At 58.2% G+C, this 22,626-nt stretch carries 19 protein-coding genes, 4 tRNA genes and 1 riboswitch; of the genes, 21 read left to right on the forward strand and 2 right to left on the reverse strand.

The genetic code is table 11. From position 1 onward, the window contains the following. Positions 1-649: 649 nt before the first annotated feature. The 12 genes from aotJ (at position 650) to astE (ending at position 12,969) form a co-directional block, all read left to right on the forward strand. On the forward strand, positions 650-1,435 hold the full coding sequence (gene aotJ / locus AAEZ03_RS21540; protein ID WP_153336367.1) for an L-arginine-binding protein AotJ: 786 nt from the start codon (positions 650-652) through the stop codon (positions 1,433-1,435). Positions 1,436-1,539: 104 nt separating this feature from the next. After that, positions 1,540-2,229, forward strand: a complete 690-nt coding sequence (locus AAEZ03_RS21545; protein ID WP_048367884.1) for an ABC transporter permease — start codon at positions 1,540-1,542, stop codon at positions 2,227-2,229. After that, positions 2,226-2,924, forward strand: a complete 699-nt coding sequence (locus tag AAEZ03_RS21550; RefSeq protein WP_048367882.1) for an ABC transporter permease — start codon at positions 2,226-2,228, stop codon at positions 2,922-2,924. Before AAEZ03_RS21545 ends, AAEZ03_RS21550 begins: the two co-directional genes overlap by 4 nt. 52 nt (positions 2,925-2,976) lie before the next feature. Continuing rightward, positions 2,977-3,741 carry an ABC transporter ATP-binding protein gene (locus AAEZ03_RS21555; RefSeq protein ID WP_048367881.1) on the forward strand — a complete coding sequence of 255 codons (765 nt, stop codon included), beginning with the start codon at positions 2,977-2,979 and terminating at the stop codon, positions 3,739-3,741. A 127-nt stretch (positions 3,742-3,868) separates the two neighbouring features. After that, complete coding sequence (argR, locus tag AAEZ03_RS21560) at positions 3,869-4,858, forward strand: transcriptional regulator ArgR (RefSeq protein WP_123749795.1); 990 nt, start codon at positions 3,869-3,871, stop codon at positions 4,856-4,858. Positions 4,859-5,172: 314 nt separating this feature from the next. Beyond that, positions 5,173-6,390 (forward strand): aspartate aminotransferase family protein, encoded by a 1,218-nt coding sequence (locus AAEZ03_RS21565; protein ID WP_350581427.1) that lies wholly within the window; start codon positions 5,173-5,175, stop codon positions 6,388-6,390. Positions 6,391-6,512: 122 nt separating this feature from the next. Next, entirely contained in the window at positions 6,513-7,532 is a 1,020-nt protein-coding gene (gene aruF, locus AAEZ03_RS21570; RefSeq protein ID WP_048367875.1) for an arginine/ornithine succinyltransferase subunit alpha, read from the forward strand. Positions 7,533-7,587: 55 nt separating this feature from the next. Then, positions 7,588-8,625 (forward strand): arginine N-succinyltransferase, encoded by a 1,038-nt coding sequence (gene astA / locus AAEZ03_RS21575; RefSeq protein WP_048367873.1) that lies wholly within the window; start codon positions 7,588-7,590, stop codon positions 8,623-8,625. Then, a complete protein-coding gene (gene astD, locus AAEZ03_RS21580) occupies positions 8,622-10,091 on the forward strand; it encodes a succinylglutamate-semialdehyde dehydrogenase (protein ID WP_350581458.1) in 1,470 nt (489 codons plus the stop codon). The genes astA and astD overlap by 4 nt, the downstream gene beginning before the upstream one ends. Before the next feature lie 153 nt (positions 10,092-10,244). Next, entirely contained in the window at positions 10,245-11,591 is a 1,347-nt protein-coding gene (gene astB, locus AAEZ03_RS21585; RefSeq protein ID WP_350581431.1) for an N-succinylarginine dihydrolase, read from the forward strand. Between the two features lie 60 nt (positions 11,592-11,651). Beyond that, positions 11,652-11,945 (forward strand): hypothetical protein, encoded by a 294-nt coding sequence (locus AAEZ03_RS21590; RefSeq protein WP_048367870.1) that lies wholly within the window; start codon positions 11,652-11,654, stop codon positions 11,943-11,945. 13 nt (positions 11,946-11,958) lie between these two features. After that, a complete protein-coding gene (gene astE / locus AAEZ03_RS21595; RefSeq protein WP_350581434.1) occupies positions 11,959-12,969 on the forward strand; it encodes a succinylglutamate desuccinylase in 1,011 nt (336 codons plus the stop codon). A gap of 97 nt (positions 12,970-13,066) precedes the next feature. Here the strand turns inward: astE and AAEZ03_RS21600 are convergent, their stop codons facing one another. Further along, positions 13,067-13,561 carry a 6,7-dimethyl-8-ribityllumazine synthase gene (locus AAEZ03_RS21600; protein WP_048367866.1) on the reverse strand — a complete coding sequence of 165 codons (495 nt, stop codon included), beginning with the start codon at positions 13,559-13,561 and terminating at the stop codon, positions 13,067-13,069. A gap of 106 nt (positions 13,562-13,667) precedes the next feature. Continuing rightward, positions 13,668-13,840: riboswitch (FMN riboswitch) on the reverse strand. Between the two features lie 158 nt (positions 13,841-13,998). Between AAEZ03_RS21600 and ltaE the strand changes: the two genes are divergently transcribed. The 9 genes from ltaE to mgtE all read left to right on the forward strand — a co-directional run bounded on the left by ltaE (position 13,999) and on the right by mgtE (position 22,086). After that, positions 13,999-15,003 (forward strand): low-specificity L-threonine aldolase, encoded by a 1,005-nt coding sequence (ltaE, locus tag AAEZ03_RS21605; RefSeq protein ID WP_048367864.1) that lies wholly within the window; start codon positions 13,999-14,001, stop codon positions 15,001-15,003. Positions 15,004-15,216: 213 nt separating this feature from the next. Further along, positions 15,217-17,835 (forward strand): alanine--tRNA ligase, encoded by a 2,619-nt coding sequence (gene alaS / locus AAEZ03_RS21610; RefSeq protein ID WP_350581438.1) that lies wholly within the window; start codon positions 15,217-15,219, stop codon positions 17,833-17,835. Between the two features lie 83 nt (positions 17,836-17,918). Beyond that, positions 17,919-19,154: an aspartate kinase gene (locus AAEZ03_RS21615; RefSeq protein ID WP_048367860.1), complete on the forward strand. Its 1,236-nt coding sequence runs from the start codon at positions 17,919-17,921 to the stop codon at positions 19,152-19,154. A 184-nt stretch (positions 19,155-19,338) separates the two neighbouring features. Then, positions 19,339-19,527, forward strand: a complete 189-nt coding sequence (gene csrA / locus AAEZ03_RS21620) for a carbon storage regulator CsrA (protein ID WP_003175645.1) — start codon at positions 19,339-19,341, stop codon at positions 19,525-19,527. Between the two features lie 61 nt (positions 19,528-19,588). Then, positions 19,589-19,679, forward strand: a tRNA-Ser gene (locus tag AAEZ03_RS21625). A 107-nt stretch (positions 19,680-19,786) separates the two neighbouring features. Then, positions 19,787-19,863: transfer RNA gene (locus tag AAEZ03_RS21630), tRNA-Arg, on the forward strand. Positions 19,864-19,933: 70 nt separating this feature from the next. Continuing rightward, positions 19,934-20,010 (forward strand) — tRNA-Arg (locus AAEZ03_RS21635). A 70-nt stretch (positions 20,011-20,080) separates the two neighbouring features. Further along, a tRNA-Arg gene (locus AAEZ03_RS21640) sits at positions 20,081-20,157 on the forward strand. A gap of 486 nt (positions 20,158-20,643) precedes the next feature. Beyond that, positions 20,644-22,086, forward strand: coding sequence for a magnesium transporter (mgtE, locus tag AAEZ03_RS21645; protein ID WP_048367858.1), 1,443 nt, complete (start codon positions 20,644-20,646; stop codon positions 22,084-22,086). A 110-nt stretch (positions 22,087-22,196) separates the two neighbouring features. On the opposite strand, the gene AAEZ03_RS21650 is transcribed toward mgtE, so the two are convergent. Continuing rightward, positions 22,197-22,523, reverse strand: a complete 327-nt coding sequence (locus tag AAEZ03_RS21650) for an Arc family DNA-binding protein (RefSeq protein WP_048367856.1) — start codon at positions 22,521-22,523, stop codon at positions 22,197-22,199. Positions 22,524-22,626 lie beyond the last annotated feature (103 nt).

Raw genomic sequence — 22,626 nt, forward strand, 5'->3', positions numbered from 1 at the left:
CTCTTATCAAACATAAAATAAGTGATTGATTCTAAAGGCGCTTGTAGGAGCGAGCTTGCTCGCGATCTTTTGATCTTTATCTAAGAGCCCCCTCACCACGCCTCTCCCGAAGGAGAGGGAACCGATTGGGGGATGCTGAAGAGACTCGGTGGCCTGTTTGCTGCGCGACAGCGCGGCGTCGAAGACGGGGCGGCCACGCCTGCGGGGTCCGGGGTTTGTTCAAGTGTTACCCCGTGTGTAACCGTACGCCCAAAAACGGGGCTATGTGACACCAAAGGCACCGTTTTAGAGCGCTCGGGCGGCCCTTAAAAAATTAGATTAAAGGCTACACTTGCCGGAATAGAAGGGTTTGCGAATAATAGGCCCGCTATTTGCAACTCATATAGGTTCTATATCTTTTGCTCTTGCACGAATTTGAAGAGCTGTCAATGCCTGTAGCCGCCTTTCTCGGTGCATTTGTAATATGTTGTCGCATTGAAGAAATAACGGCTTGAAGCCTGTCGTTAGAATGCCGATCACTCGCTCGTTGTCGTAGTGCTGAACTCGTTTCAACACCAACAGGACGTGGCGCCGCATTCCCGGTTTAACCTCCGCATATTGGGCTCAGGCTCACTCTGCATTTATTGCCCTTTACCGATGGAGTCCTAAGATGAAGAAACTCGTGCTTCTTGGCGCCCTGGCACTGTCCGTGCTGTCCTTGCAGGCGTTTGCTGATGCAAAGCCGCTGAAAATTGGCATTGAAGCCGCTTACCCTCCGTTTGCCTCCAAGGCACCGGACGGCAGCATTGTGGGCTTTGACTATGACATCGGTAACGCTCTGTGTGAGCAGATGCAGGTCAAGTGTGTGTGGGTCGAGCAAGAGTTCGACGGTCTGATCCCGGCACTTAAAGTGCGCAAGATCGACGCCATCCTGTCCTCGATGTCGATCACCGACGACCGCAAGAAGTCTGTGGACTTCACCAACCGCTACTACCTGACCCCGGCGCGCCTGGTGCTGAAGGACGGCACAACCGTTTCTGATTCGCTGGAAGAGCTCAAAGGCAAGAAGATCGGCGTGCAGCGCGGTTCGATTCACGACCGTTTCGCCAAGGAAGTTTTCGCCCCTAAAGGCGCTACTGTTGTGCCTTACAGCTCTCAGAACGAAATCTACCTGGACATCGAAGCCGGTCGTCTGGACGGCACCGTGGCTGACGCCACCCTGTTGCAAGAAGGTTTCCTTGATACCCCGGCTGGTAAAGGCTACGCGTTTGTAGGTCCTTCGTTCACTGACGCCAAGTACTTCGGTGACGGCATCGGTATCGCCGTGCGTAAAGGCGATAAAGAGCTGAAAGACAAAATCGACGGTGCAATCACCGCAATCCGTGCAAACGGCAAGTACGACGAAATCCAGAAAAAATACTTCAACTTCGATATTTACGGCCCAGAAGCCAAGTAAATCATCGCGGCTGTAAGTCTGAAATGGCGCAAGCGACAGGGTCTCTGAAGTTTGCGCCATTTTTTCATCCTAATTTTCACGCTTTTTTTTCGAGGGCCTGAATCATGTTGAAAGGCTACGGGGCTGTCATCCTCGATGGCGCTTGGCTGACGCTACAGCTCGCCTTGTCGTCCATGGCCCTGGCCATTGTTCTAGGTCTGATTGGTGTTTCTATGCGCCTGTCGCCAGTGCGCTGGCTGGCTTGGCTGGGCGATCTGTACTCTACGGTCATTCGTGGGATTCCCGATCTGGTGCTGATCCTGCTGATTTTCTACGGCGGTCAGAACCTGCTGAACAACGTCGCCCCGCTGGTGGGCTACGACGACTACATCGACCTGAACCCCTTCTCGGCTGGCGTGTTCACCTTGGGCTTTATCTTTGGTGCGTACCTGTCCGAAACCTTTCGCGGTGCCTTTATGGCGATCCCCAAAGGTCAGGCGGAAGCGGGTGTGGCCTACGGCATGAGCCGTTTCCAGGTGTTTTTCCGGGTGTTGGTGCCGCAGATGATCCGTCTGGCTATTCCGGGCTTTACCAACAACTGGCTGGTGTTGACCAAAGCCACGGCCCTGATTTCGGTGGTCGGCTTGCAAGACATGATGTTCAAGGCCAAGCAGGCGGCAGATGCCACCCGCGAGCCTTTTACGTTCTTCCTCGCGGTGGCCGCGCTGTACCTGGTAATGACCAGCGTGTCGCTGCTGGCGTTGCGACAACTTGAAAAGCGCTACTCGGTCGGCGTAAAGGTGGCTGAGCTATGATCTTCGACTACAACGTCATTTGGGACAGCATGCCGCTGTACCTCAGCGGCATGGTTGAAACCCTCAAGCTGCTGGGCATTTCACTGTTCTTTGGTTTGCTGGTGGCGCTGCCGCTGGGCCTGATGCGGGTGTCCAAGCGCCCGTGGGTCAACTTCCCTGCGTGGCTCTACACCTACGTGATTCGCGGCACGCCGATGCTGGTGCAGCTGTTTTTGATCTACTACGGCCTGGCCCAGTTTGAAGTCGTGCGCGAAAGCTTTATGTGGCCCTTGCTGTCCAGTGCAACCTTTTGTGCGTGCCTGGCGTTTGCGATCAACACCAGCGCCTACACCGCCGAAATCATTGCGGGCAGCCTCAAGGCCACGCCCCATGGCGAGATCGAAGCCGCCAAGGCGATGGGCATGTCCCCGAGCAAAATGTATCGCCGTATTTTGCTGCCGTCGGCCATGCGCCGGGCGCTGCCGCAATACAGCAACGAAGTGATCATGATGCTGCAGACCACCAGTCTGGCGTCCATCGTGACCCTGATCGACATCACCGGCGCTGCGCGTACCGTTAACGCGCAGTATTACTTGCCGTTTGAAGCCTACATCACCGCAGGTGCGTTCTACCTGTGCCTGACCTTCATTCTGGTACGCCTGTTCAAATTGGCAGAACGCCGCTGGCTGGGCTACATGGCCCCGCGCAAGGCCTGAGTGTTGAGCCGCGCTCAACGTCTGACCCACTGTTTTTGTGAGAACCGACAGCATGTACAAACTTGAAGTCCAAGACCTGCATAAGCGCTACGGCAGTCACGAGGTGCTGAAAGGCGTATCTCTGGCTGCAAAGGCAGGTGATGTGATCAGCATCATCGGTTCCAGCGGTTCAGGCAAAAGTACCTTTTTGCGTTGCATCAACCTGCTTGAGCAGCCGCATGCCGGCAAGATTTTGCTCAACAACGAAGAGCTCAAACTGGTCGCGAAAAAAGACGGCGCCCTGGTAGCGGCAGACCCTAAACAGTTGCAGCGCATGCGTTCGCGCCTGTCGATGGTGTTCCAGCATTTCAACCTGTGGTCGCACATGACCGCGCTGGAAAACATCATGGAAGCGCCCGTGCACGTACTGGGCATGTCCAAGGTCGAAGCGCGGGAAAAAGCCGAGCACTACCTCAACCAGGTCGGCGTGTCCCATCGTAAAGACGCCTACCCTGGGCATATGTCCGGGGGTGAGCAGCAGCGTGTGGCGATTGCCCGTGCGTTGGCGGTGGAGCCAGAGGTCATGCTGTTTGACGAGCCGACCTCGGCGCTGGACCCGGAGCTGGTTGGCGACGTATTGAAGGTCATGCAAGACCTCGCCCTGGAAGGCCGGACCATGGTGGTGGTGACTCACGAAATGGGCTTTGCCCGCGAAGTGTCCAACCAATTGGTGTTCCTGCACAAAGGCGTGGTTGAAGAAAGCGGTAACCCGCGCGAAGTGCTGGTGAACCCGCAGTGCGAGCGTCTGCAGCAGTTCTTGTCGGGCAGCCTCAAGTAATTAAATGGGTTGTGAGACTGCTTTTTGCACCAACTTAGTGCATGCTTCCCGGAATAAGCGGTGGCGGATCTAGCTTGGTTGTTGCCACCTTCGGCATTAACACTGTTTTCGTTTCGGATTGCATGCCATGACTGCCCATCGAATAGGTTTCCTGATTTGGCCCAGCACCAAAGCATTGACGCTGGCGCTGGCCGAGGAGGCCTTGCGGGTCGCCCAACGGGTGCACCCCGAAGTGGCTTACGAACTGGTTTTTCTGCAAGCAGAAGCACCGACCGACGTCGTGGCAGGGGGCTGGCAATTACCCGGTGAGCCGTGGGCCGGGAAGCTTGAAGGGTGCCAGAAGCTCTTTCTGGTGGCCGATGAGCCGCCCGCCGCCATTGCTCCGGCGCTCAGCAGTGCGCTCAAGCAATTGGTGCGTGCGGGGTGCGTGATTGGCGGGTTGTCGGCCGGGGTGTATCCGCTGGCGCAACTGGGCCTGCTCGATGGCTACCGCGCGGCCGTGCATTGGCGCTGGCAAGATGACTTCGCTGAGCGCTTCCCCAAGGTGATTGCCACCAGCCACTTGTTTGACTGGGACCGTGATCGCTTGAGCGCCTGTGGTGGCATGTCGGTACTGGATCTGTTGCTCGCCTTGCTGGCCCGCGACCACGGTGCCGAATTGGCGGGTGCGGTGTCTGAAGAGCTGGTGGTTGAGCGAATCCGAGAAGGCGGTGAGCGCCAGCGCATCCCCTTGCAAAACCGACTGGGTTCCAGCCACCCGAAACTGACCCAAGCCGTTTTGCTGATGGAAGCCAACATTGAAGAGCCGCTGACCACGGATGAAATCGCCCAGCATGTGTGCGTCTCCCGTCGGCAGCTGGAGCGCATCTTCAAGCAGTACCTCAATCGCGTCCCTAGCCAGTACTACCTGGAGCTGCGCTTGAACAAGGCGCGTCAGATGTTGATGCAAACCAGCAAATCGATCATCCAGATCGGCTTGTCGTGCGGGTTCTCCTCGGGTCCGCATTTCTCCAGCGCCTACCGCAATTTCTTCGGTGCCACGCCCCGCGAAGACCGCAACCAGCGCCGCAGCAGCAGCCCGTTCGAATTGTCCTCGGTGCCATCCGAACGCGGTTAACCCGCCATTCACCGCCCGCGTAGGAGCGAGCTTGTCTCGCGATCTTTTGACCGTTAAAAGATCGCGAGACGAGCTCGCTCCTACCGTTATGGGGTGCCGGTGTTTTTTCTCGTTACAAAAGGCTTTTCTCGACGCGCCCAGCGTTTAAACTGCGTCTTTGCGACGCAATATGTCGCATTGCTATAAACCCGCTTAAACCGGGGTTTGGCGCTATAAGAAGTTGTCGCTTGGCGGCAAGGCCGCATCACCATCTGTCCTTACAATCCCCCCATCGCTCGCCATTTTAGGCAGGCGTTTCTCATCAGGAGACTCCGATGTCCGTTGAGCAAGCCCCGGTGCAACGCGCCGATTTCGATCAGGTCATGGTTCCGAACTACGCACCTGCTGCTTTCATTCCTGTGCGTGGCGCCGGTTCCCGAGTCTGGGATCAGTCGGGGCGCGAACTCATCGACTTCGCAGGCGGCATCGCGGTTAACGTGTTGGGCCACGCCCACCCGGAGCTCGTAGGCGCACTGACCGAGCAGGCCAACAACCTGTGGCACGTGTCCAATGTGTTCACCAACGAGCCTGCGCTGCGCCTGGCTAAAAAGCTGGTAGACGCCACCTTCGCTGAGCGCGTGTTCTTCTGTAACTCCGGCGCCGAAGCCAACGAGGCCGCCTTCAAGTTGGCCCGTCGCGTGGCGTTCGACCGTTTCGGTGAAGAGAAATACGAAATCATCGCGGCCCTCAACAGCTTCCACGGCCGTACGCTGTTCACCGTCAACGTGGGTGGGCAGTCGAAGTACTCGGACGGTTTCGGTCCAAAAATCACCGGCATCACGCACATCCCGTTCAACGACCTCGACGCGCTCAAAGCGGCGATCTCGGACAAAACCTGTGCCGTGGTCCTGGAGCCCATCCAGGGCGAAGGCGGCGTATTGCCAGCCGAGCAGGCTTACCTGCAAGGCGCGCGCGAGCTGTGCGACCAGCACAATGCCTTGCTGGTGTTTGACGAAGTGCAAACCGGCATGGGCCGTACCGGCCACCTGTTTGCCTACCAGCACTACGGCGTGACCCCGGACATCCTCACCAGCGCCAAAAGCCTGGGCGGCGGTTTTCCGATCGCGGCTATGTTGACCACCGAAGACCTGGCCAAACACCTGGTTGTCGGCACTCACGGCACCACTTACGGCGGCAACCCGCTGGCATGCGCAGTGGGCAACGCTGTGTTCGACGTGATCAACACCCCGGACGTGTTGCAGGGCGTTGAGGCCAAACATCAACTGTTCAAAATCCGCCTTGAACAAATCGGCCAGCAGTACGGCGTATTTACCCAAGTGCGTGGTTTAGGCCTGTTGCTGGGCTGCGTCTTGAGCGATGCCTGGAAAGGCCGCGCCAAAGACATCTTCAACGCAGCTGAAAAAGAAAACCTGATGATCCTGCAAGCCGGCCCGGACGTGGTGCGTTTCGCCCCAAGCCTGGTGGTTGAAGAAGCAGACATCACCGAAGGCCTGGATCGTTTTGAGCGTGCAATCAAACACCTGACCGCCTGATCCACGCCATAACCCTGTAGGAGCGAGCTCGCCTCGCGATCTTTTGATCTTTTAAAAGACCGAGAGGCATGCTCGCTCCCACAGGGCCCCATTTTTTATTTTCTGGATTAAGGAGTGACACCATGCTGGTGATGCGCCCCGCGCAAATGGCTGACCTGAGCGAGGTACAGCGTCTGGCTGCGGACAGCCCGATTGGTGTCACTTCATTGCCGGACGACCTCGACCGTCTGCGCGACAAGATCGCCGCTTCCGAAGCCTCGTTTGCCGCTGAAGTCAGTTTCAATGGCGAAGAAAGTTACTTCTTCGTCCTTGAAGACACCACCGCAGGCAAGCTGGTGGGCTGTTCGGCCATCGTCGCGTCGGCCGGGTACTCCGAGCCTTTTTATAGTTTTCGTAACGAGACCTTCGTTCACGCCTCGCGCGAACTGAAGATCCACAACAAGATCCACGTGCTGTCGCAGTGTCACGATCTGACCGGCAACAGCCTGCTGACCAGCTTTTATGTGGTCCCGGATCTGGTGGGCACAGCCTGGTCCGAACTCAACTCCCGAGGCCGCCTGCTGTTTGTGGCCAACCACCCGGAGCGCTTTGCCGATTCGGTGGTCACCGAGATCGTCGGTTACAGCGATGAAAACGGCGACTCGCCCTTTTGGGACGCCATTGGCCGCAACTTCTTCGACTTGAACTACGCCGCCGCCGAGCGCCTGTGCGGGCTGAAAAGCCGCACCTTCCTCGCCGAGCTGATGCCGCATTATCCGATTTACGTGCCGCTGCTGCCCGATACCGCCCAGGAAGCCATGGGCCAGGTGCACCCGCGTGCGCAAATCACCTTCGACATTTTGATGCGTGAAGGTTTTGAAACCGATCATTACATCGACATTTTCGACGGCGGCCCGACCCTGCATGCGCGGGTCTCGGGCATCCGCTCGATCGCTCAAAGCCGCGTAGTGCCGGTCAAGATCGGTGAGCCGATTCGCGGAGGCGGTCGCCCGTACCTGGTGGCCAATGCCCAGTTGCAGGACTACCGCGCCGTCTTGCTGGAGCTCGACTGGGCGCCGGGCAAGCCGGTCACGCTGGATCTGGAAGCGGCCGAAGCGCTCGGCGTTGGCGAAGGCGTCAGCGTGCGAGTGGTTGCGGTTTAACGCGTTTGAGCGAGTGTCACGGGGTTCGCCCGCGAGCCCTGTTTAAGGAGATAGCATGATCGTTCGTCCTGTACGCAGTAGCGATTTACCGGCCCTGATTGAACTGGCCCGCAGCACGGGCACCGGCCTGACCACCTTGCCGGCCAATGAACAGCGCCTGCTGCACCGTGTGAGCTGGGCTGAAAAAACCTTTCGTGGCGAAGCTGAACGCGCCGATGCCGACTACCTGTTCGTGCTCGAAAACGATGACGGCAAAGTGGTGGGTATTTCGGCCATTGCTGGCGCCGTCGGCCTGCGTGAGCCTTGGTACAACTTCCGGGTTGGCCTGACCGTCAGCGCCTCCCAGGAACTGAACATTTACCGCGAAATCCCGACCCTGTTCCTGGCCAACGACCTGACGGGCAACTCTGAGCTGTGCTCGTTGTTCCTCAGTGCCGATCACCGCAATGGCCTTAACGGCCGCATGCTGGCCAAGGCGCGGATGCTGTTTATCGCTGAATTCCCCGAGCTGTTTGGCAACAAGATCATTGCCGAAATGCGCGGCATGTCAGATGAAAACGGCCGCTCACCTTTCTGGGAAAGCCTGGGGCGGCACTTTTTCAAAATGGAATTCAGCCAGGCCGATTACCTGACCGGCGTGGGCAACAAAGCCTTTATCGCCGAGCTGATGCCCAAGTTTCCGGTGTACACCTGCTTCTTGTCCGAAAGCGCCCGCGCCGTGATCGGCAAGGTGCATACCGACACCGAGCCTGCGCTGAACATGCTCAAAAGCGAAGGGTTCAGTTATCAGGGCTACGTCGATATTTTCGACGCGGGCCCGGCAGTGGAATGCGAAACCACCAAGATTCGCGCGGTGCGTGACAGTGAGGCGCTGGTGCTGGCCATCGGCACTCCGGGCGATGACGCCCCGGCTTACCTGATTCATAACCGCAAACGTGAAGAGTGCCGCATCACCGCCGCCCCGGCACGTTTGGCGGCGGGCACGCTGGTGGTCGACAAACTGACGGCCAAGCGTCTGCAACTGAGTGCAGGCGATCAAGTGCGCGCCGTCCCGTTATCTGCCCAGCCAGCCGCGTCGCGGGAGTCCAAATAATGAGCACGTTGTATATCGCAGGCGCCTGGCAGAACGGTCAGGGCGAAATCATCGAGTCGCTGAACCCGGTCACCCAGCAGGTGCTGTGGACGGGCCACGCGGCCAATGCCGAGCAGGTGAGCGAAGCAGTCAAAGCTGCGCGTCAGGCGTTTCCGGCCTGGGCCAAGCGGTCTTTCGAAGAGCGCCTGAGCGTGCTCGAAGCCTTCGCTGCGAGCCTGAAAACCCACGCCGATGAACTGGCCCGCTGCATCGGTGAAGAAACCGGCAAGCCGCTGTGGGAGTCGGCCACCGAAGTCACCAGCATGATCAACAAGGTGGCGATCTCGGTACAAAGCTACCGCGAGCGCACCGGTGAAAAAATCGGCCCGCTGGGCGATGCCACCGCAGTGCTGCGCCACAAGCCCCACGGCGTGGTTGCGGTGTTCGGCCCGTACAACTTCCCTGGCCACTTGCCTAACGGGCATATCGTCCCGGCGTTGCTGGCGGGGAACAGCGTGGTGTTCAAGCCGAGCGAGCTGACCCCTAAGGTCGCTGAGCTGACGGTCAAGTGCTGGATCGAAGCCGGTTTGCCAGCGGGTGTGCTGAACCTGCTGCAAGGTGCGCGCAAGACCGGTGTCGCGTTGGCCGCTCATGCGGGCATCGACGGGTTGTTCTTCACCGGCTCCAGCCGCACCGGCAACAGCCTGCATCAACAGTTCGCCGGGCGCCCGGACAAAATTTTGGCTCTGGAGATGGGCGGCAATAATCCGCTGGTGGTCGATCAGGTGGCAGACCTGGACGCCGCGGTGTACACGATTATTCAGTCGGCCTTTATCTCGGCTGGCCAGCGTTGCACCTGTGCGCGGCGTTTGCTGGTGCCGCAAGGCGCATGGGGCGACCGTCTGCTTGAGCGGCTGGTCGAGGTCAGCAAACTCATCGAAGTGGGCGCGTTTGACCAGCAACCGGCACCGTTCATGGGCTCGGTGATTTCGTTGTCAGCGGCGCGTGATCTGCTGGCTGCACAGACTCTGTTGATCGACAGCGGGGCGCAGGTTTTGCTGCGCATGACCCAGCCAAGCACCACGGCGGCGTTGCTCACGCCGGGCATTATTGATGTGACGGGCGTGAGCGAGCGTTCTGACGAAGAGCTGTTCGGGCCGTTGCTGCAAGTGTTTCGTTACAGCGACTTTGACGCCGCGATTGCCGAGGCCAACAACACCGCGTTCGGTTTGGCCGCAGGTTTGCTCTCGGACTCCGAAGCGCGCTACCAGCAGTTCTGGCTTGAAAGCCGGGCCGGGATTGTGAACTGGAACAAGCAACTCACGGGCGCCGCCAGCAGCGCACCGTTTGGCGGTGTCGGCGCGTCCGGCAACCACCGCGCCAGCGCGTATTACGCCGCTGATTATTGCGCTTACCCGGTCGCGTCGCTAGAAACCCCGACCCTGGCGCTGCCCGCCGCTCTGACCCCAGGCGTGCGATTGTCTTAAGGCCTCATGTCGTCACTGTGGGAGCGGGCTTGCTCGCGATGCAGGCTGCGCGGTTTTACGGTTAAGCCGCGTTGATGCCATCGCGAGCAAGCCCGCTCCCACAGGTCAAGTGCTCTACCTTGTCTATTACCACCGTTTGCCGGAGCCTCACCGATGAAATCCTTTGAAGTCAATTTTGACGGTCTAGTGGGGCCGACCCATAACTACGGCGGTTTGTCGTTTGGCAATGTCGCGTCCCAGAGCAACAGCCAGCAGGCATCCAACCCCAAGGAAGCCGCGCTGCAAGGCCTGGAAAAAATGAAAGCGCTGATGGACATGGGCTTTGTCCAGGGCGTGCTGGCGCCGCAAGAGCGCCCGGATGTCGCCGCCTTGCGCAGCCTGGGCTTTAGCGGCACTGACGCACAAGTGATTGAGCGCGCCGCCAAAGACGCCATGCCGTTGCTGGTTGCCAGTTGCTCGGCCTCCAGCATGTGGGTGGCCAACGCCGCCACGGTCAGCCCAAGCGCAGACACCGCCGATGGCCGCGTGCATTTCACCGCGGCCAACCTCAATTGCAAGTTCCACCGCAGCATCGAGCACCCGACCACCAGCCGCGTGCTGGGCGCGATGTTTGCCGATCAGCAGCACTTTGCGCACCACGCGGCGTTGCCGGCAGTGGCGCAGTTTGGTGATGAAGGCGCCGCCAACCACACACGCTTTTGCCGTGAGTACGGCGAGGCCGGGGTCGAGTTTTTTGTCTATGGGCGCAGTGCGTTCGACAGCCGTTACCCCGCGCCGCAAAAGTACCCGGCACGCCAAACCCTCGAAGCTTCACAAGCCGTGGCGCGTCTGCACGGCTTGAGCGAGGAGGGCGTGGTGTTTGCCCAGCAAAACCCGTCGGTGATTGACCAGGGCGTGTTCCATAACGACGTGATCGCGGTGGGTAATGGCGAGCTGCTGTTCCATCACCAGGATGCCTTCCTTAATACCGAAGCCATGCTCGACGAGCTGCGTCGCAAGCTGGCCGCGCGCGGGGCTGCATTTGAGTCCATCTGCGTGCCGCGCGATCAAGTGACCGTCGATGACGCAGTGCGCTCTTACCTGTTCAACAGCCAACTGCTCAGTCGTGCTGATGGCTCGATGCTGCTGATCGTGCCCGAAGAGTGCCGCGCCAACCCGCGTGTCTGGAGCTACCTGCAAGGCCTGACCAGCGCTGGCGGGGCGATCCGCGAAGTGAAGGTGTTTGATCTCAAGCAGAGCATGCAGAACGGCGGCGGCCCGGCGTGCCTGCGCTTGCGTGTGGCGCTTAACGAAACAGAGCTGGCGGCGGTCAACCCTGGGGTTATCATGTCGGCCCCGCTGTACGACACGCTGACCGGCTGGGTGAACAAGCACTACCGCGATGCCTTGCGCGAAAGCGACCTGGCAGACCCGCAATTGCTGCTTGAATGCCGGACGGCACTGGATGAACTGACGCAAATCCTTAAACTGGGCTCGGTTTATCCGTTTCAGATCAATTGACCCCCGCGCGTGTTTGCCTGTTGCGCACGCGCCACCTGATTTTCCAATGAGAGCGAAATTATGAGCGATTCCCTGCAACTGATCCTTGAAGACACCGACGGCACGCAACTGCAAACCTCCTGCACCCGCGTCGCGGTCCTGTGGCAAGGTAAAGAGCTGTGGATCCAGCAAGACGGCCGTGGCCAGTTGCTGATTGGTGTAGATGTAGAAGAAGGCGATGCTGAATACGCCAACCTGTTGCTGCGCCCATTGGCCACTAACCTTGTTAGTCTGCAACTGGAAATGGAACCGGCTGACATGAGTGACGAAGATGGCGAAGACGGTCACGTGCACGGCCCGGACTGCAATCACTGATTAAGGATGCCCTATGCTCGCTCTCGGCAAACTGCTTGAACTGACCTTGACCGGACGTGAACCGGCCCAGAAAACTCAACTGACTGTCGATGGCGTGCGTTTGCGCTGGCTGGCCGAGGGCGCGCTTGAGGTGCGCCCCCCTGAGGCGCGCGACAACGGCATGGACGTGCTGTTGTCGGCCGGCATCCACGGCAATGAAACAGCGCCGATCGAATTGCTCGATCGCCTGATCCATGCCATTGCTCGCGGTGAGATCAAGCCGCGAGCACGCATTCTGTTTTTGTTCGGCAACCCGGGCGCCATGCGCACGGGCGCACGGTTTGTCGAAGAAGACCTCAATCGTCTGTTTAACGGCCGCCATGAAAGCAGCAGCGGGCCAGAAGCCCTGCGTGCCTGTGAGCTTGAGCACCTGGCCGAGACGTTTTTCAATGCCCCTGAGCGCACCCGTTTGCATTTCGATCTGCACACGGCCATTCGCGGTTCCAAGATTGAGCAGTTCGCCTTGTACCCCTTCAAAGAGGGGCGCAAGCATTCCCGCGATCAACTGGCGCGCCTGCGGGCCGCTGGCATGGAAGCGGTGCTGTTGCAGAACAAGCCTTCCATCGTGTTCAGCGCTTACACATACGATCAGCTGGGCGCCGAGGCGTTTACCCTGGAGCTGGGCAAGGCCCGGCCATTTGGGCATAACGACGGGGTTAACGTCGAGCGTCTGGAATTGCGCTTGCAGCAGATTATCGAAGGCACTGAGCCGTCGCTGGAAGGCGCGTCGCTGGACGGCTTGCAGTTGTTCAGCGTGGCGCGGGAAGTGATCAAACAGACAGACTTGTTTCTGATGCACTTGCCGGCGGATATCGAGAATTTTTCTGAGTTGCCCAAAGGTTATTTGCTGGCGCAAGACACGCCAAAAACCCGCTGGGTTATCGAGGAAGAGGGTGCACGGATCATCTTTCCCAACCCCAAGGTCAAGAACGGCCTGCGGGCGGGGATCATCATCAAGCCGGTGAAAGCAACAGCGTTTGCTTAAATATCGGCAGCCTGTAGGAGCGAGCTTGCTCGCGATCTTTTAATCTTTAAAAGCTAAAGATCGCGAGCAAGCTCGCTCCTACAGGAGGTTTCAGCGCTTACACCGCGCGTTTTTGCTGGCTGTCCAAACGCTTGATAGCGCGGATTTTCTGCAGGGTGTCTACGCAGGTTTTCGCCGCTTCCTGACCTTTGTGCACGAAGTGGTCGAAGAAGAATTTCTGGTGCTCTTCGCCCGCGTGGAAGTGGTGCGGGGTGAGGCTGACCGAGAACACCGGCACTTCAGTTTCCAGCTGCACTTGCATCAGGCCGCTGACCACGGACTGCGCCACGAAATCGTGACGATAAATGCCACCGTCGACCACCAGTGCGGCACCGACGATGCCGGCGTAGCGGCCCGTCTTGGCCAGCAGTTTGGCGTGCAACGGGATTTCGAAGGCACCGCCGACTTCAAAGAAATCGATGTCACTTTCCTGATAGCCCTGTTCAAGCATCTCGGCCAGGAAGCCTTTACGGCTCTGATCGACGATCTCTTTGTGCCAGCTGGCCTGGATGAAAGCGACGCGTTCGTTGTGATGAATAGCGGTAGGTTGCATGTTCTGACTCCTGTTTGTGTGAAAAACAGGGCATATGAATCGAATGGGATTTAAGGGTACGTGCAGACGGGGAGTCCCCCTCTGGTTAACGGCCCTTTGGCGCCAATCCCGTTCTCTCTTCATCCGGACTATGACCGTCGGCCCCGGGATCACACCGGGTCTGCTGACCTTGCCCCATCATCAGCCAAAAAGCTGTCTGATGCGCCAAGCGCTCGCGGGCTATACGCATTGCGCGTAATTACCGCCGGTGGGGAGTTACACCCCGCCCTGAGAACGTTGCCGCCCGTGTTTCAGGGCAGCGGGCATTTTGTATCACAAATGTTTCAAAGATGCATCGCTGCTTTTTGCTAATAGCCATCGTATTTTCTGATGCCTGTATAAGGCTAATCTTGCGCCACAAGGATTTATTTGATGAGCCGACGGCCGAGGACTTTTGCATGAGTGTTATCGATCTGCGCAGCGACACCGTGACCCAACCCAGCACTGGCATGCGTGACGCCATGGCGAGCGCGCCGCTGGGCGACGATGTATACGGTGAAGACCCGACGGTAAACAAGCTGGAGTCTGAGCTCGCCTCGCGCCTGGGGTTTGCACAAGCACTGTTTGTGCCCACCGGCACCATGAGCAACTTGCTGGCGCTGATGGCGCATTGCGGGCGTGGTGACGAATACATCGTGGGGCAGCAGGCGCACACTTATAAGTACGAAGGTGGCGGTGCGGCCGTATTGGGCTCAATTCAGCCACAACCGCTGGAGGTGCAGGCCGACGGCTCGCTGGATTTGCAACAGGTGGCGGCGGCAATCAAGCCTGACGACTTTCACTTCGCCCGCACCCGCTTGCTGGCCCTGGAAAACACCATGCAGGGCAAGGTTCTGCCGGTCGAGTATCTGGCGCAGGCCAGCCGCTTGACCCGCGAACACGGCCTGGCGCTGCACCTGGACGGCGCCCGGTTATACAACGCGGCGGTGAAGCTGGGGGTGGACGCGAGCGAAATTGCCCGGCATTTCGATTCGGTTTCGGTGTGTTTGTCCAAGGGCTTGGGCGCGCCGGTGGGGTCTGTGTTGTGTGGCACCGTTGAATTGATCGGCAAGGCCCGGCGCCTGCGCAAAATGGTCGGTGGCGGCATGCGACAGGCCGGGCAACTGGCCGCGGCGGGCTTGTATGCGCTGGACCATCAGGTGGCGCGTCTGGCCGATGATCATGCCAATGCGCAACGGCTGGCCGATGGCCTGCGTGAGGCCGGTTATCGCGTTGAGCCGGTACAGACCAACATGGTTTACGTGCAAGTTGATGGGCAGGCGGCAGCACTTAAAGCCTTTGCGGGGGAGCGGGGCATCAAGCTCAGTGCTGCGCCGCGCTTGCGCATGGTGACCCACATGGACGTCAGCCGCAGCCAAATCGAGCAAACCATCGAGGTTTTCCGCGACTTTATCCGTCAATAAGCTTGCAATCTGTCCAATTGCTTGCAGCTATCGTATAAACACACTGTACCCAAGGCGAAGGGCCGATATAATGCGGCCCTTTGCGAGTCATTTGTCAATTGATGAGAATTGTTTGCCTGGGCAGGAAGGGTTCCGATCCGTCCCGCTTCTGAGCAATAGCCATCAATTGACAGCAATGATTTGCCTCTGGCCGCAGCCTCCGTGGAAGAACCTATGAAAAGCGCAGAAATCCGTGAAGCCTTCCTTCGCTTCTTCGAGGAGCAAGGTCACACCCGTGTCCCTTCGAGCTCCTTGGTCCCGAATAACGACCCAACCCTGCTGTTCACTAACGCGGGGATGAACCAGTTCAAGGACTGCTTCCTGGGTCAAGAAAAACGTGCTTACACCCGTGCAACCAGCAGCCAGAAGTGCGTGCGTGCCGGTGGTAAGAACAGCGACCTGGAAAACGTCGGTTACACCGCACGTCACCACACCTTCTTTGAAATGCTTGGCAACTTCAGCTTTGGCGATTATTTCAAGAAAGACGCGATCAACTTCGCCTGGACCTTTTTGACCGGCGTATTGAAGCTGCCTAAAGAAAAGCTCTGGGTCACGGTGTACGCCAGCGATGACGAAGCCTATGACATCTGGACCCAAGACGTGGGCGTGCCTGCCGAGCGCATGATCCGCATTGGCGACAACAAAGGCGCACCGTACGCGTCCGATAACTTCTGGACCATGGGCGATACCGGCCCGTGCGGCCCCTGCACCGAGATTTTCTACGATCACGGCCCTGAGATCTGGGGTGGCCCACCGGGCTCGCCAGAGGAAGACGGCGACCGTTACATCGAGATCTGGAACAACGTTTTCATGCAGTTCAACCGCACCGCCGACGGCGTGTTGCATCCATTGCCAGCGCCGTCGGTAGACACCGGCATGGGCCTGGAGCGGATCAGCGCGGTGATGCAGCACGTGAACTCCAACTACGACATCGACCTGTTCCAGAGCCTGTTGAAAGCCGCCGCCCAAGCGATCGGCTGCGCCAACGAAGGCCAGGCGTCGCTCAAAGTCGTGGCTGACCACATCCGTTCGTGCAGCTTCCTGATTGCTGATGGCGTGTTGCCTTCCAATGAAGGCCGTGGCTACGTGCTGCGTCGCATCATTCGTCGCGCTTGCCGTCACGGCAACAAGCTGGGCGCAACCGGTAACTTCTTCTACAAGATCGTCGCGGCCCTGGTGGCCGAGATGGGCGAGAGCTTCCCGGAGCTGGTGCGTGAGCAGGCCAACATTGAGCGCGTACTTAAAGCCGAAGAAGAGCAATTCTCCAAGACCCTGGAGCAGGGCCTGAAAATCCTTGAGCAGGATCTGGCCGAGCTTAAAGGCACCGTGGTGCCGGGCGACGTGGTGTTCAAGCTGTATGACACCTACGGCTTCCCGATGGACCTGACCGCCGACATCGCCCGCGAGCGCAACCTGACCGTAGACGAAGAAGGCTTCGAACGCGAAATGGAAGCCCAGCGTGTGCGTGCGCGTTCGGCCAGCTCGTTCGGTCTGGACTACAACACCCTGGTTAAAGTTGACGTGCCTACCGAGTTTATCGGCTACGGCGCGACCCACAGCTCGGCCAAAGTGATTGCCCTCTATAAAGAAGGCCAGTCGGTTACCAGCCTGAACGAAGGCGACGAGGGCGTGGTCGTACTCGACCAGACGCCTTTCTACGCTGAATCCGGTGGCCAGGTTGGCGATTGCGGTTACCTGCAAGCCGGTGCTGCGCGTTTTGACGTGCGTGACACCACCAAAACCGGCGGCGCATTCCTGCACCACGGCGTTGTGGCAGCAGGTGGCCTGAAGGTCGGTGAAACCGTTGAAGCGCAAGTCGATGCCGATGTGCGTCACGCCACCTCGCTGAACCACTCGGCCACGCACTTGTTGCACGCCGCCTTGCGCCAAGTGCTGGGCGAGCACGTTCAGCAGAAGGGCTCGTTGGTCGACAGTCAGCGCATGCGTTTTGACTTCAGCCACTTTGAAGCCATCAAGCCTGAGCAGATCAAGGCGCTGGAAGACATCGTTAACGCCGAGATTCGCAAGAACACCCCGGTCGAGACAGAAGAAACCGATATCGAAACCGCCAAGCAAAAAGGCGCCATGGCGCTGTTTGGCGAGAAATACGGTGACAGCGTGCGCGTGCTGAGCATGGGTGGCGATTTCTCGGTAGAGCTGTGCGGTGGTATCCACGCGCAGCGCACCGGCGACATCGGCCTGATGAAAATCACCAGCGAAGGCGGTGTGGCCTCGGGCGTTCGTCGTATTGAAGCGGTCACCGGCGCTGCTGCGCTGGCTTACTTGAACGCTGCCGAAGAGCAGCTCAAAGAAGCCGCAAGCCTGGTTAAAGGCTCGCGTGACAACCTGGTCGACAAACTGTCGGCCGTGCTGGAGCGTAACCGCCAGCTGGAAAAACAACTGGAACAATTGCAGGCCAAGGCCGCAAGCGCTGCGGGCGATGATCTGTCATCCTCGGCAGTCGATGTAAAAGGCGTGAACGTGTTGGCCGCCCGCCTGGACGGTCAAGATGGCAAGGCGCTGTTGGCGCTGGTAGATCAGTTGAAGAACAAGCTCGGCCGCGCAGTGATCCTGCTCGGCAGTGTTCATGAAGATAAGGTCGTACTGGTTGCAGGCGTGACCAAAGACCTGACTGGCCAACTCAAAGCCGGTGATTTGATGAAGCAGGCCGCTGCAGCAGTGGGCGGGAAGGGCGGTGGTCGTCCGGACATGGCGCAAGGCGGCGGTGTTGATGCCGCAGCCCTGGACGCCGCGCTGGCCCTGACTGTGCCATTTGTCGAGCAGGGTATCTGAGGTCCAGTACGCGCCGTCGTCTAGTGGCGGCGTGTCGTTTGAATGATAAATGGGCGCCCTTTATGGGCTGAGGCTGCTTTGAAATGGCTTTGATCGTACAAAAATTTGGAGGCACCTCGGTCGGCACTGTCGAGAGAATCGAGCAGGTCGCCGATAAAGTTAAGAAGTTTCGCGAAGCCGGCAACGACCTGGTTATTGTGCTGTCTGCGATGAGCGGCGAGACCAACCGTTTGATTGATCTGGCCAAACAGATCAGCGATCAGCCGTTGCCTCGTGAGCTGGACGTGATTGTCTCCACCGGCGAGCAAGTCACCATTGGCTTGCTGGCCATGGCGCTGAACAAGCGCGGCGTTCCAGCGGTGTCTTACACCGGTAGCCAGGTGCGCATCCTGACAGACAGTTCGCACACCAAAGCCCGCATTCTGAAAATTGACGACCAGAAAATTCGCGCCGACCTGAAGGAAGGGCGCGTAGTGGTGGTTGCTGGTTTCCAGGGCGTGGATGAAAACGGCAACATTACCACCTTGGGCCGTGGTGGCTCGGACACGACCGGCGTGGCGCTGGCGGCAGCCCTGAAGGCTGACGAATGCCAGATCTACACCGATGTTGACGGCGTCTACACCACCGACCCACGGGTTGTGGCCAAGGCTCAGCGCCTGGAAAAGATCACCTTCGAAGAAATGCTGGAAATGGCCAGCCTGGGCTCCAAGGTGTTGCAGATCCGTGCCGTTGAGTTCGCCGGCAAGTACAACGTTCCGCTGCGCGTATTGCACAGCTTTAAAGAGGGTCCGGGCACCCTCATTACTATCGATGAAGAGGAATCCATGGAACAGCCGATCATTTCTGGCATCGCTTTCAACCGCGACGAAGCCAAGCTGACCATCCGTGGTGTGCCAGATACCCCGGGTGTTGCATTCAAAATCCTCGGCCCGATCAGCGCGGCCAACATTGAAGTCGACATGATCGTGCAGAACGTTGCGCACGATAACACCACCGACTTCACCTTTACCGTGCACCGCAACGACTACCAGGCCGCCTTTGAGGTCCTGGAAAACACCTCTCGCGAGATCGGTGCCCGTGAAGTGGTCGGCGATACCAACATTGCCAAGGTGTCGATTGTCGGCGTGGGCATGCGCTCGCACGCAGGCGTTGCCAGCCGCATGTTCGAATCGCTGGCCAAAGAGAACATCAACATCCTGATGATCTCGACCTCCGAGATCAAAGTGTCGGTGGTGATCGAAGAGAAGTACCTGGAGCTCGCAGTGCGTTCCCTGCACACGGCTTTTGATTTGGACGCACCTGCCCGGCAGGGCGAGTAAGCGTTGCCCAGAGGGCGCGGTGAACCCGCGCCTTTTGTTTTTTTGATGGATGTGGCACAGGGCTTTATCTTTTGCCATGTTGGTCAATACTAAGGGCGCAGGGTTTTGTCGCTATATAGCTGCAAGCCCCAGCCCTTTTTTTTTGCAGACTGTTGTCCCTGAATGTAAGTGTGAGGAGAAACGTATGCTGATTCTGACTCGCCGGTGCGCAGAAAGCCTGATCATAGGCGATGGTGAAATTACTGTGACCGTGCTCGGCGTCAAAGGAAACCAAGTGCGAATTGGTGTGAATGCGCCCAAGGAAGTGGCCGTGCACCGCGAGGAAATCTACCTGCGGATCAAGAAAGAAAAGGACGAGGAACCAAGTCTTTAATTTTATTTAAGTTTTTAGTTGCATACGGGGAAAAGGCTGGTTATTATACGCCCCGTGTTGCGGAGAGGTGGCCGAGTGGCCGAAGGCGCTCCCCTGCTAAGGGAGTACATCTCAAAAGGGTGTCGGGGGTTCGAATCCCCCCTTCTCCGCCATTATTCATGTAGCACGTTAGAATCTAGCCACTTCAGTAAGTTGTTGAATTTATTGAAAAAAACACTTGGCAGAGAGATTCAACGGTCTATAATACGCAGCTTCAAATGCACTCGTAGCTCAGCTGGATAGAGTACTCGGCTACGAACCGAGCGGTCACAGGTTCGAATCCTGTCGAGTGCACCATTTAAGAGTTAGTTGCTTCGGTAGTTAACTTTGCTTCAACCAGGGTGGGCTGGTCTAACAAACACAACTTGCACTCGTAGCTCAGCTGGATAGAGTACTCGGCTACGAACCGAGCGGTCACAGGTTCGAATCCTGTCGAGTGCACCATTTATAAGTTAGTTGCTCCGGTAGTTAACTTTGCTTCAACCAGGGTGGTCTGGTTTAACAAACACAACTTGCACTCGTAGCTCAGCTGGATAGAGTACTCGGCTACGAACCGAGCGGTCACAGGTTCGAATCCTGTCGAGTGCACCATACACCAAGAAGCCCGCATTTTATGCGGGCTTTTTGCTGTCTGCGATTTATGAAATATCGAATCGCCGCGGCAGGCAGCCTTTTTTGTCACGTCCCCGACTTATCTTCTGTTTATCGTGAACCCGCCTCCAGGAATTAACCGGGCCGGGCGAGGTCTGTCTGTAGGAGCGAGCTCGCCTCTCGATCTGTTGATCTTCTAAAAAATGCCAGACCGCACGATGATTCATAAAAAAGGTGTGCTCTGCCAAGCGCTTTTAGCGTCGCAGATTCAGCGGCTCAGACGCAGCCGTAAACGTTTGTTATCTCCACAGATTTATAGCGTCATTAATTTTTAAGCCGTGTATGATTGCGCCCGTCAGCCCCGCCGGGGCTTGTGGAATACCTCCATGGACTTACCCAGTAGTAACTCAGCATCCCGTTTTTCCAATCATGAATTGACTGATTGATCCTTCCGGCGTGCCCTGCTGCTGGGAGTGGAGTTCGCCTATGACCGAAGTTGAAGTAAAGAAAGCGCAAGACAGCCTGCAAAGCCGCCTGGCTCAAGTGATTGAGCTGCTCAACCGCCAGCGCGTGGTTGAGGGCCTGACGCACCGTCAGGAAGGCCAGCATCAGGATCGCGTCGAGACCCTGGTTCATCGCCAAAACCTTGTTGAGCTCCAGCGCAAGCTGGAAGACCTGCACTCCGCAGACGTTGCCTACATTCTTGAAGCCTTGCCCCTGGACGATCGTCTGACCGTCTGGCAGTTGGTCAAGGCCGACCGTGATGGCGACATCCTGCTCGAAGTGTCTGACTCTGTGCGTGAAACCCTGATCGCCGACATGGACGATCACGAGCTCCTGGCCGCCGCCAAGGAGATGGACGCCGACGAACTTGCTGACCTGGCCCCCGAGCTGCCGCGAGACGTCATCCATGAGCTGATGGAAACCCTCGATGCGCAACAGCGTGAGCGCGTTCGCTCCGCGTTGTCCTATAACGAGGACCAGGTCGGCGCCCTGATGGACTTCGAGATGGTGACGATCCGTGAAGACGTCAGCCTTGAAGTGGTCTTGCGTTACCTGCGTCGCCTCAAAGAATTGCCTGGCCACACCGACAAACTGTTTGTGGTCGATTACGACGGCGTGCTCAAGGGCGTGCTGCCGATCAAGCGCCTGCTGGTCAACGACCCTGAAAAACAAGTGGCTGACGTGATGGCCAGCGACCCGGTGAGTTTTCATCCGGACGAAGACGCCTACGATGCCGCCCAGGCGTTTGAGCGTTACGACTTGATCTCGGCGCCGGTGGTCGACAAAAACGGCAAACTGATTGGCCGTTTGACCATCGACGAAATGGTCGACTTGATCCGTGAGGAAAGCGAAAGCGAAGTCCTCAACATGGCCGGTCTGCGCGAAGAAGAAGATATCTTCGCCTCGGTGTGGAAATCTCTGCGTAACCGTTGGGCCTGGCTGGCGATCAACCTGATCACCGCCTTTATTGCTTCACGGGTGATCGGCCTGTTTGAAGGCTCGATTGAAAAACTGGTGGCCCTGGCGGCCCTGATGCCCATCGTGGCCGGTATCGGCGGTAACTCCGGTAACCAGACCATCACCATGATCGTGCGCGCCATGGCGCTGGACCAGGTGAACACCGGCAGCACCAAGCGCCTCATGCGCAAAGAGCTGGCCGTGGCCTTGATCAACGGCGTGGTGTGGGGCGGGGTGATCGGTGTGGTCGCCTACCTGCTATACGGCAGCTGGTCGCTGGGGGTGGTGATGACAGCCGCCATGACGCTCAACTTGCTGTTGGCGGCGCTCATGGGCGTGTTGATCCCCATGACGCTGGCCCGCTTCGGGCGTGACCCGGCCATGGGCGCGAGTGTAATGATCACCGCCATGACCGACAGCGGCGGGTTCTTTATCTTCCTGGGGCTGGCAACGTTGTTCTTGCTCTGACCAAAAAAGGCCTGACCGGCAACCAGCCCGTCAGGCCTTTTTTATTGGCGCCTGAACAGCGCGCATAAAAAAGCCAGCAGAGCGCTGGCTTTTTTGTTGCCTGGGTTAAATCAAGACGCGTCGGATGTGGCTTCAACATCGTGAGCAATCAGGGAAACCAAAGCGTTTTGTTGGCGGTGAGACAGTTGGCGGAAGCGTTGCAGTAACTCGCGTTCGTTCAGGGAAAGCTCAGGGCTGTCCAGACGCAGGCTGGGTTCATCACCCAGTGCGCCTTCCTGAATAAGGCTTTGCTCTAGGCGAGCAATGATCTCGGAGTTCATGCTGCGGTGGTGATTGCGAGCCACTTCGGCAATGCGTTCACGCATTCCGTCTGGCAGGCGAACGACGAACTTGTCAGCCGTACGGCTTGAGTAAATTGCCTGTTTCAATGGGCGCATTATAGTTAACCGGTTAGTTCAGGGGAGCGGTTCTCGGAAATTGGCCGCAAGCTATGGTTTCAGACCAGGCTTGTGGCCAAATGTTCAACCTGAATTGCAAAGA

The sequence above is a fragment of the Pseudomonas sp. HY2-MNA-CIBAN-0224 genome (assembly GCF_040310285.1).
In the GTDB taxonomy this organism is placed as follows: domain Bacteria; phylum Pseudomonadota; class Gammaproteobacteria; order Pseudomonadales; family Pseudomonadaceae; genus Aquipseudomonas; species Aquipseudomonas helleri.

Coding starts and splice junctions, on each gene's coding strand:
- AAEZ03_RS21565 (WP_350581427.1), top strand. CDS start 5,173: ATGTCCGTTGAGCAAGCCCCGGTGCAACGCGCCGATTTCGATCAGGTC.
- astA (WP_048367873.1), top strand. CDS start 7,588: ATGATCGTTCGTCCTGTACGCAGTAGCGATTTACCGGCCCTGATTGAA.
- csrA (WP_003175645.1), top strand. CDS start 19,339: ATGCTGATTCTGACTCGCCGGTGCGCAGAAAGCCTGATCATAGGCGAT.
- AAEZ03_RS21590 (WP_048367870.1), top strand. CDS start 11,652: ATGAGCGATTCCCTGCAACTGATCCTTGAAGACACCGACGGCACGCAA.
- ltaE (WP_048367864.1), top strand. CDS start 13,999: ATGAGTGTTATCGATCTGCGCAGCGACACCGTGACCCAACCCAGCACT.
- argR (WP_123749795.1), top strand. CDS start 3,869: ATGACTGCCCATCGAATAGGTTTCCTGATTTGGCCCAGCACCAAAGCA.
- AAEZ03_RS21555 (WP_048367881.1), top strand. CDS start 2,977: ATGTACAAACTTGAAGTCCAAGACCTGCATAAGCGCTACGGCAGTCAC.
- AAEZ03_RS21650 (WP_048367856.1), bottom strand. CDS start 22,523: ATGCGCCCATTGAAACAGGCAATTTACTCAAGCCGTACGGCTGACAAG.
- AAEZ03_RS21550 (WP_048367882.1), top strand. CDS start 2,226: ATGATCTTCGACTACAACGTCATTTGGGACAGCATGCCGCTGTACCTC.
- AAEZ03_RS21545 (WP_048367884.1), top strand. CDS start 1,540: ATGTTGAAAGGCTACGGGGCTGTCATCCTCGATGGCGCTTGGCTGACG.
- mgtE (WP_048367858.1), top strand. CDS start 20,644: ATGACCGAAGTTGAAGTAAAGAAAGCGCAAGACAGCCTGCAAAGCCGC.
- aruF (WP_048367875.1), top strand. CDS start 6,513: ATGCTGGTGATGCGCCCCGCGCAAATGGCTGACCTGAGCGAGGTACAG.
- aotJ (WP_153336367.1), top strand. CDS start 650: ATGAAGAAACTCGTGCTTCTTGGCGCCCTGGCACTGTCCGTGCTGTCC.
- astB (WP_350581431.1), top strand. CDS start 10,245: ATGAAATCCTTTGAAGTCAATTTTGACGGTCTAGTGGGGCCGACCCAT.
- astE (WP_350581434.1), top strand. CDS start 11,959: ATGCTCGCTCTCGGCAAACTGCTTGAACTGACCTTGACCGGACGTGAA.
- alaS (WP_350581438.1), top strand. CDS start 15,217: ATGAAAAGCGCAGAAATCCGTGAAGCCTTCCTTCGCTTCTTCGAGGAG.
- AAEZ03_RS21615 (WP_048367860.1), top strand. CDS start 17,919: ATGGCTTTGATCGTACAAAAATTTGGAGGCACCTCGGTCGGCACTGTC.
- AAEZ03_RS21600 (WP_048367866.1), bottom strand. CDS start 13,561: ATGCAACCTACCGCTATTCATCACAACGAACGCGTCGCTTTCATCCAG.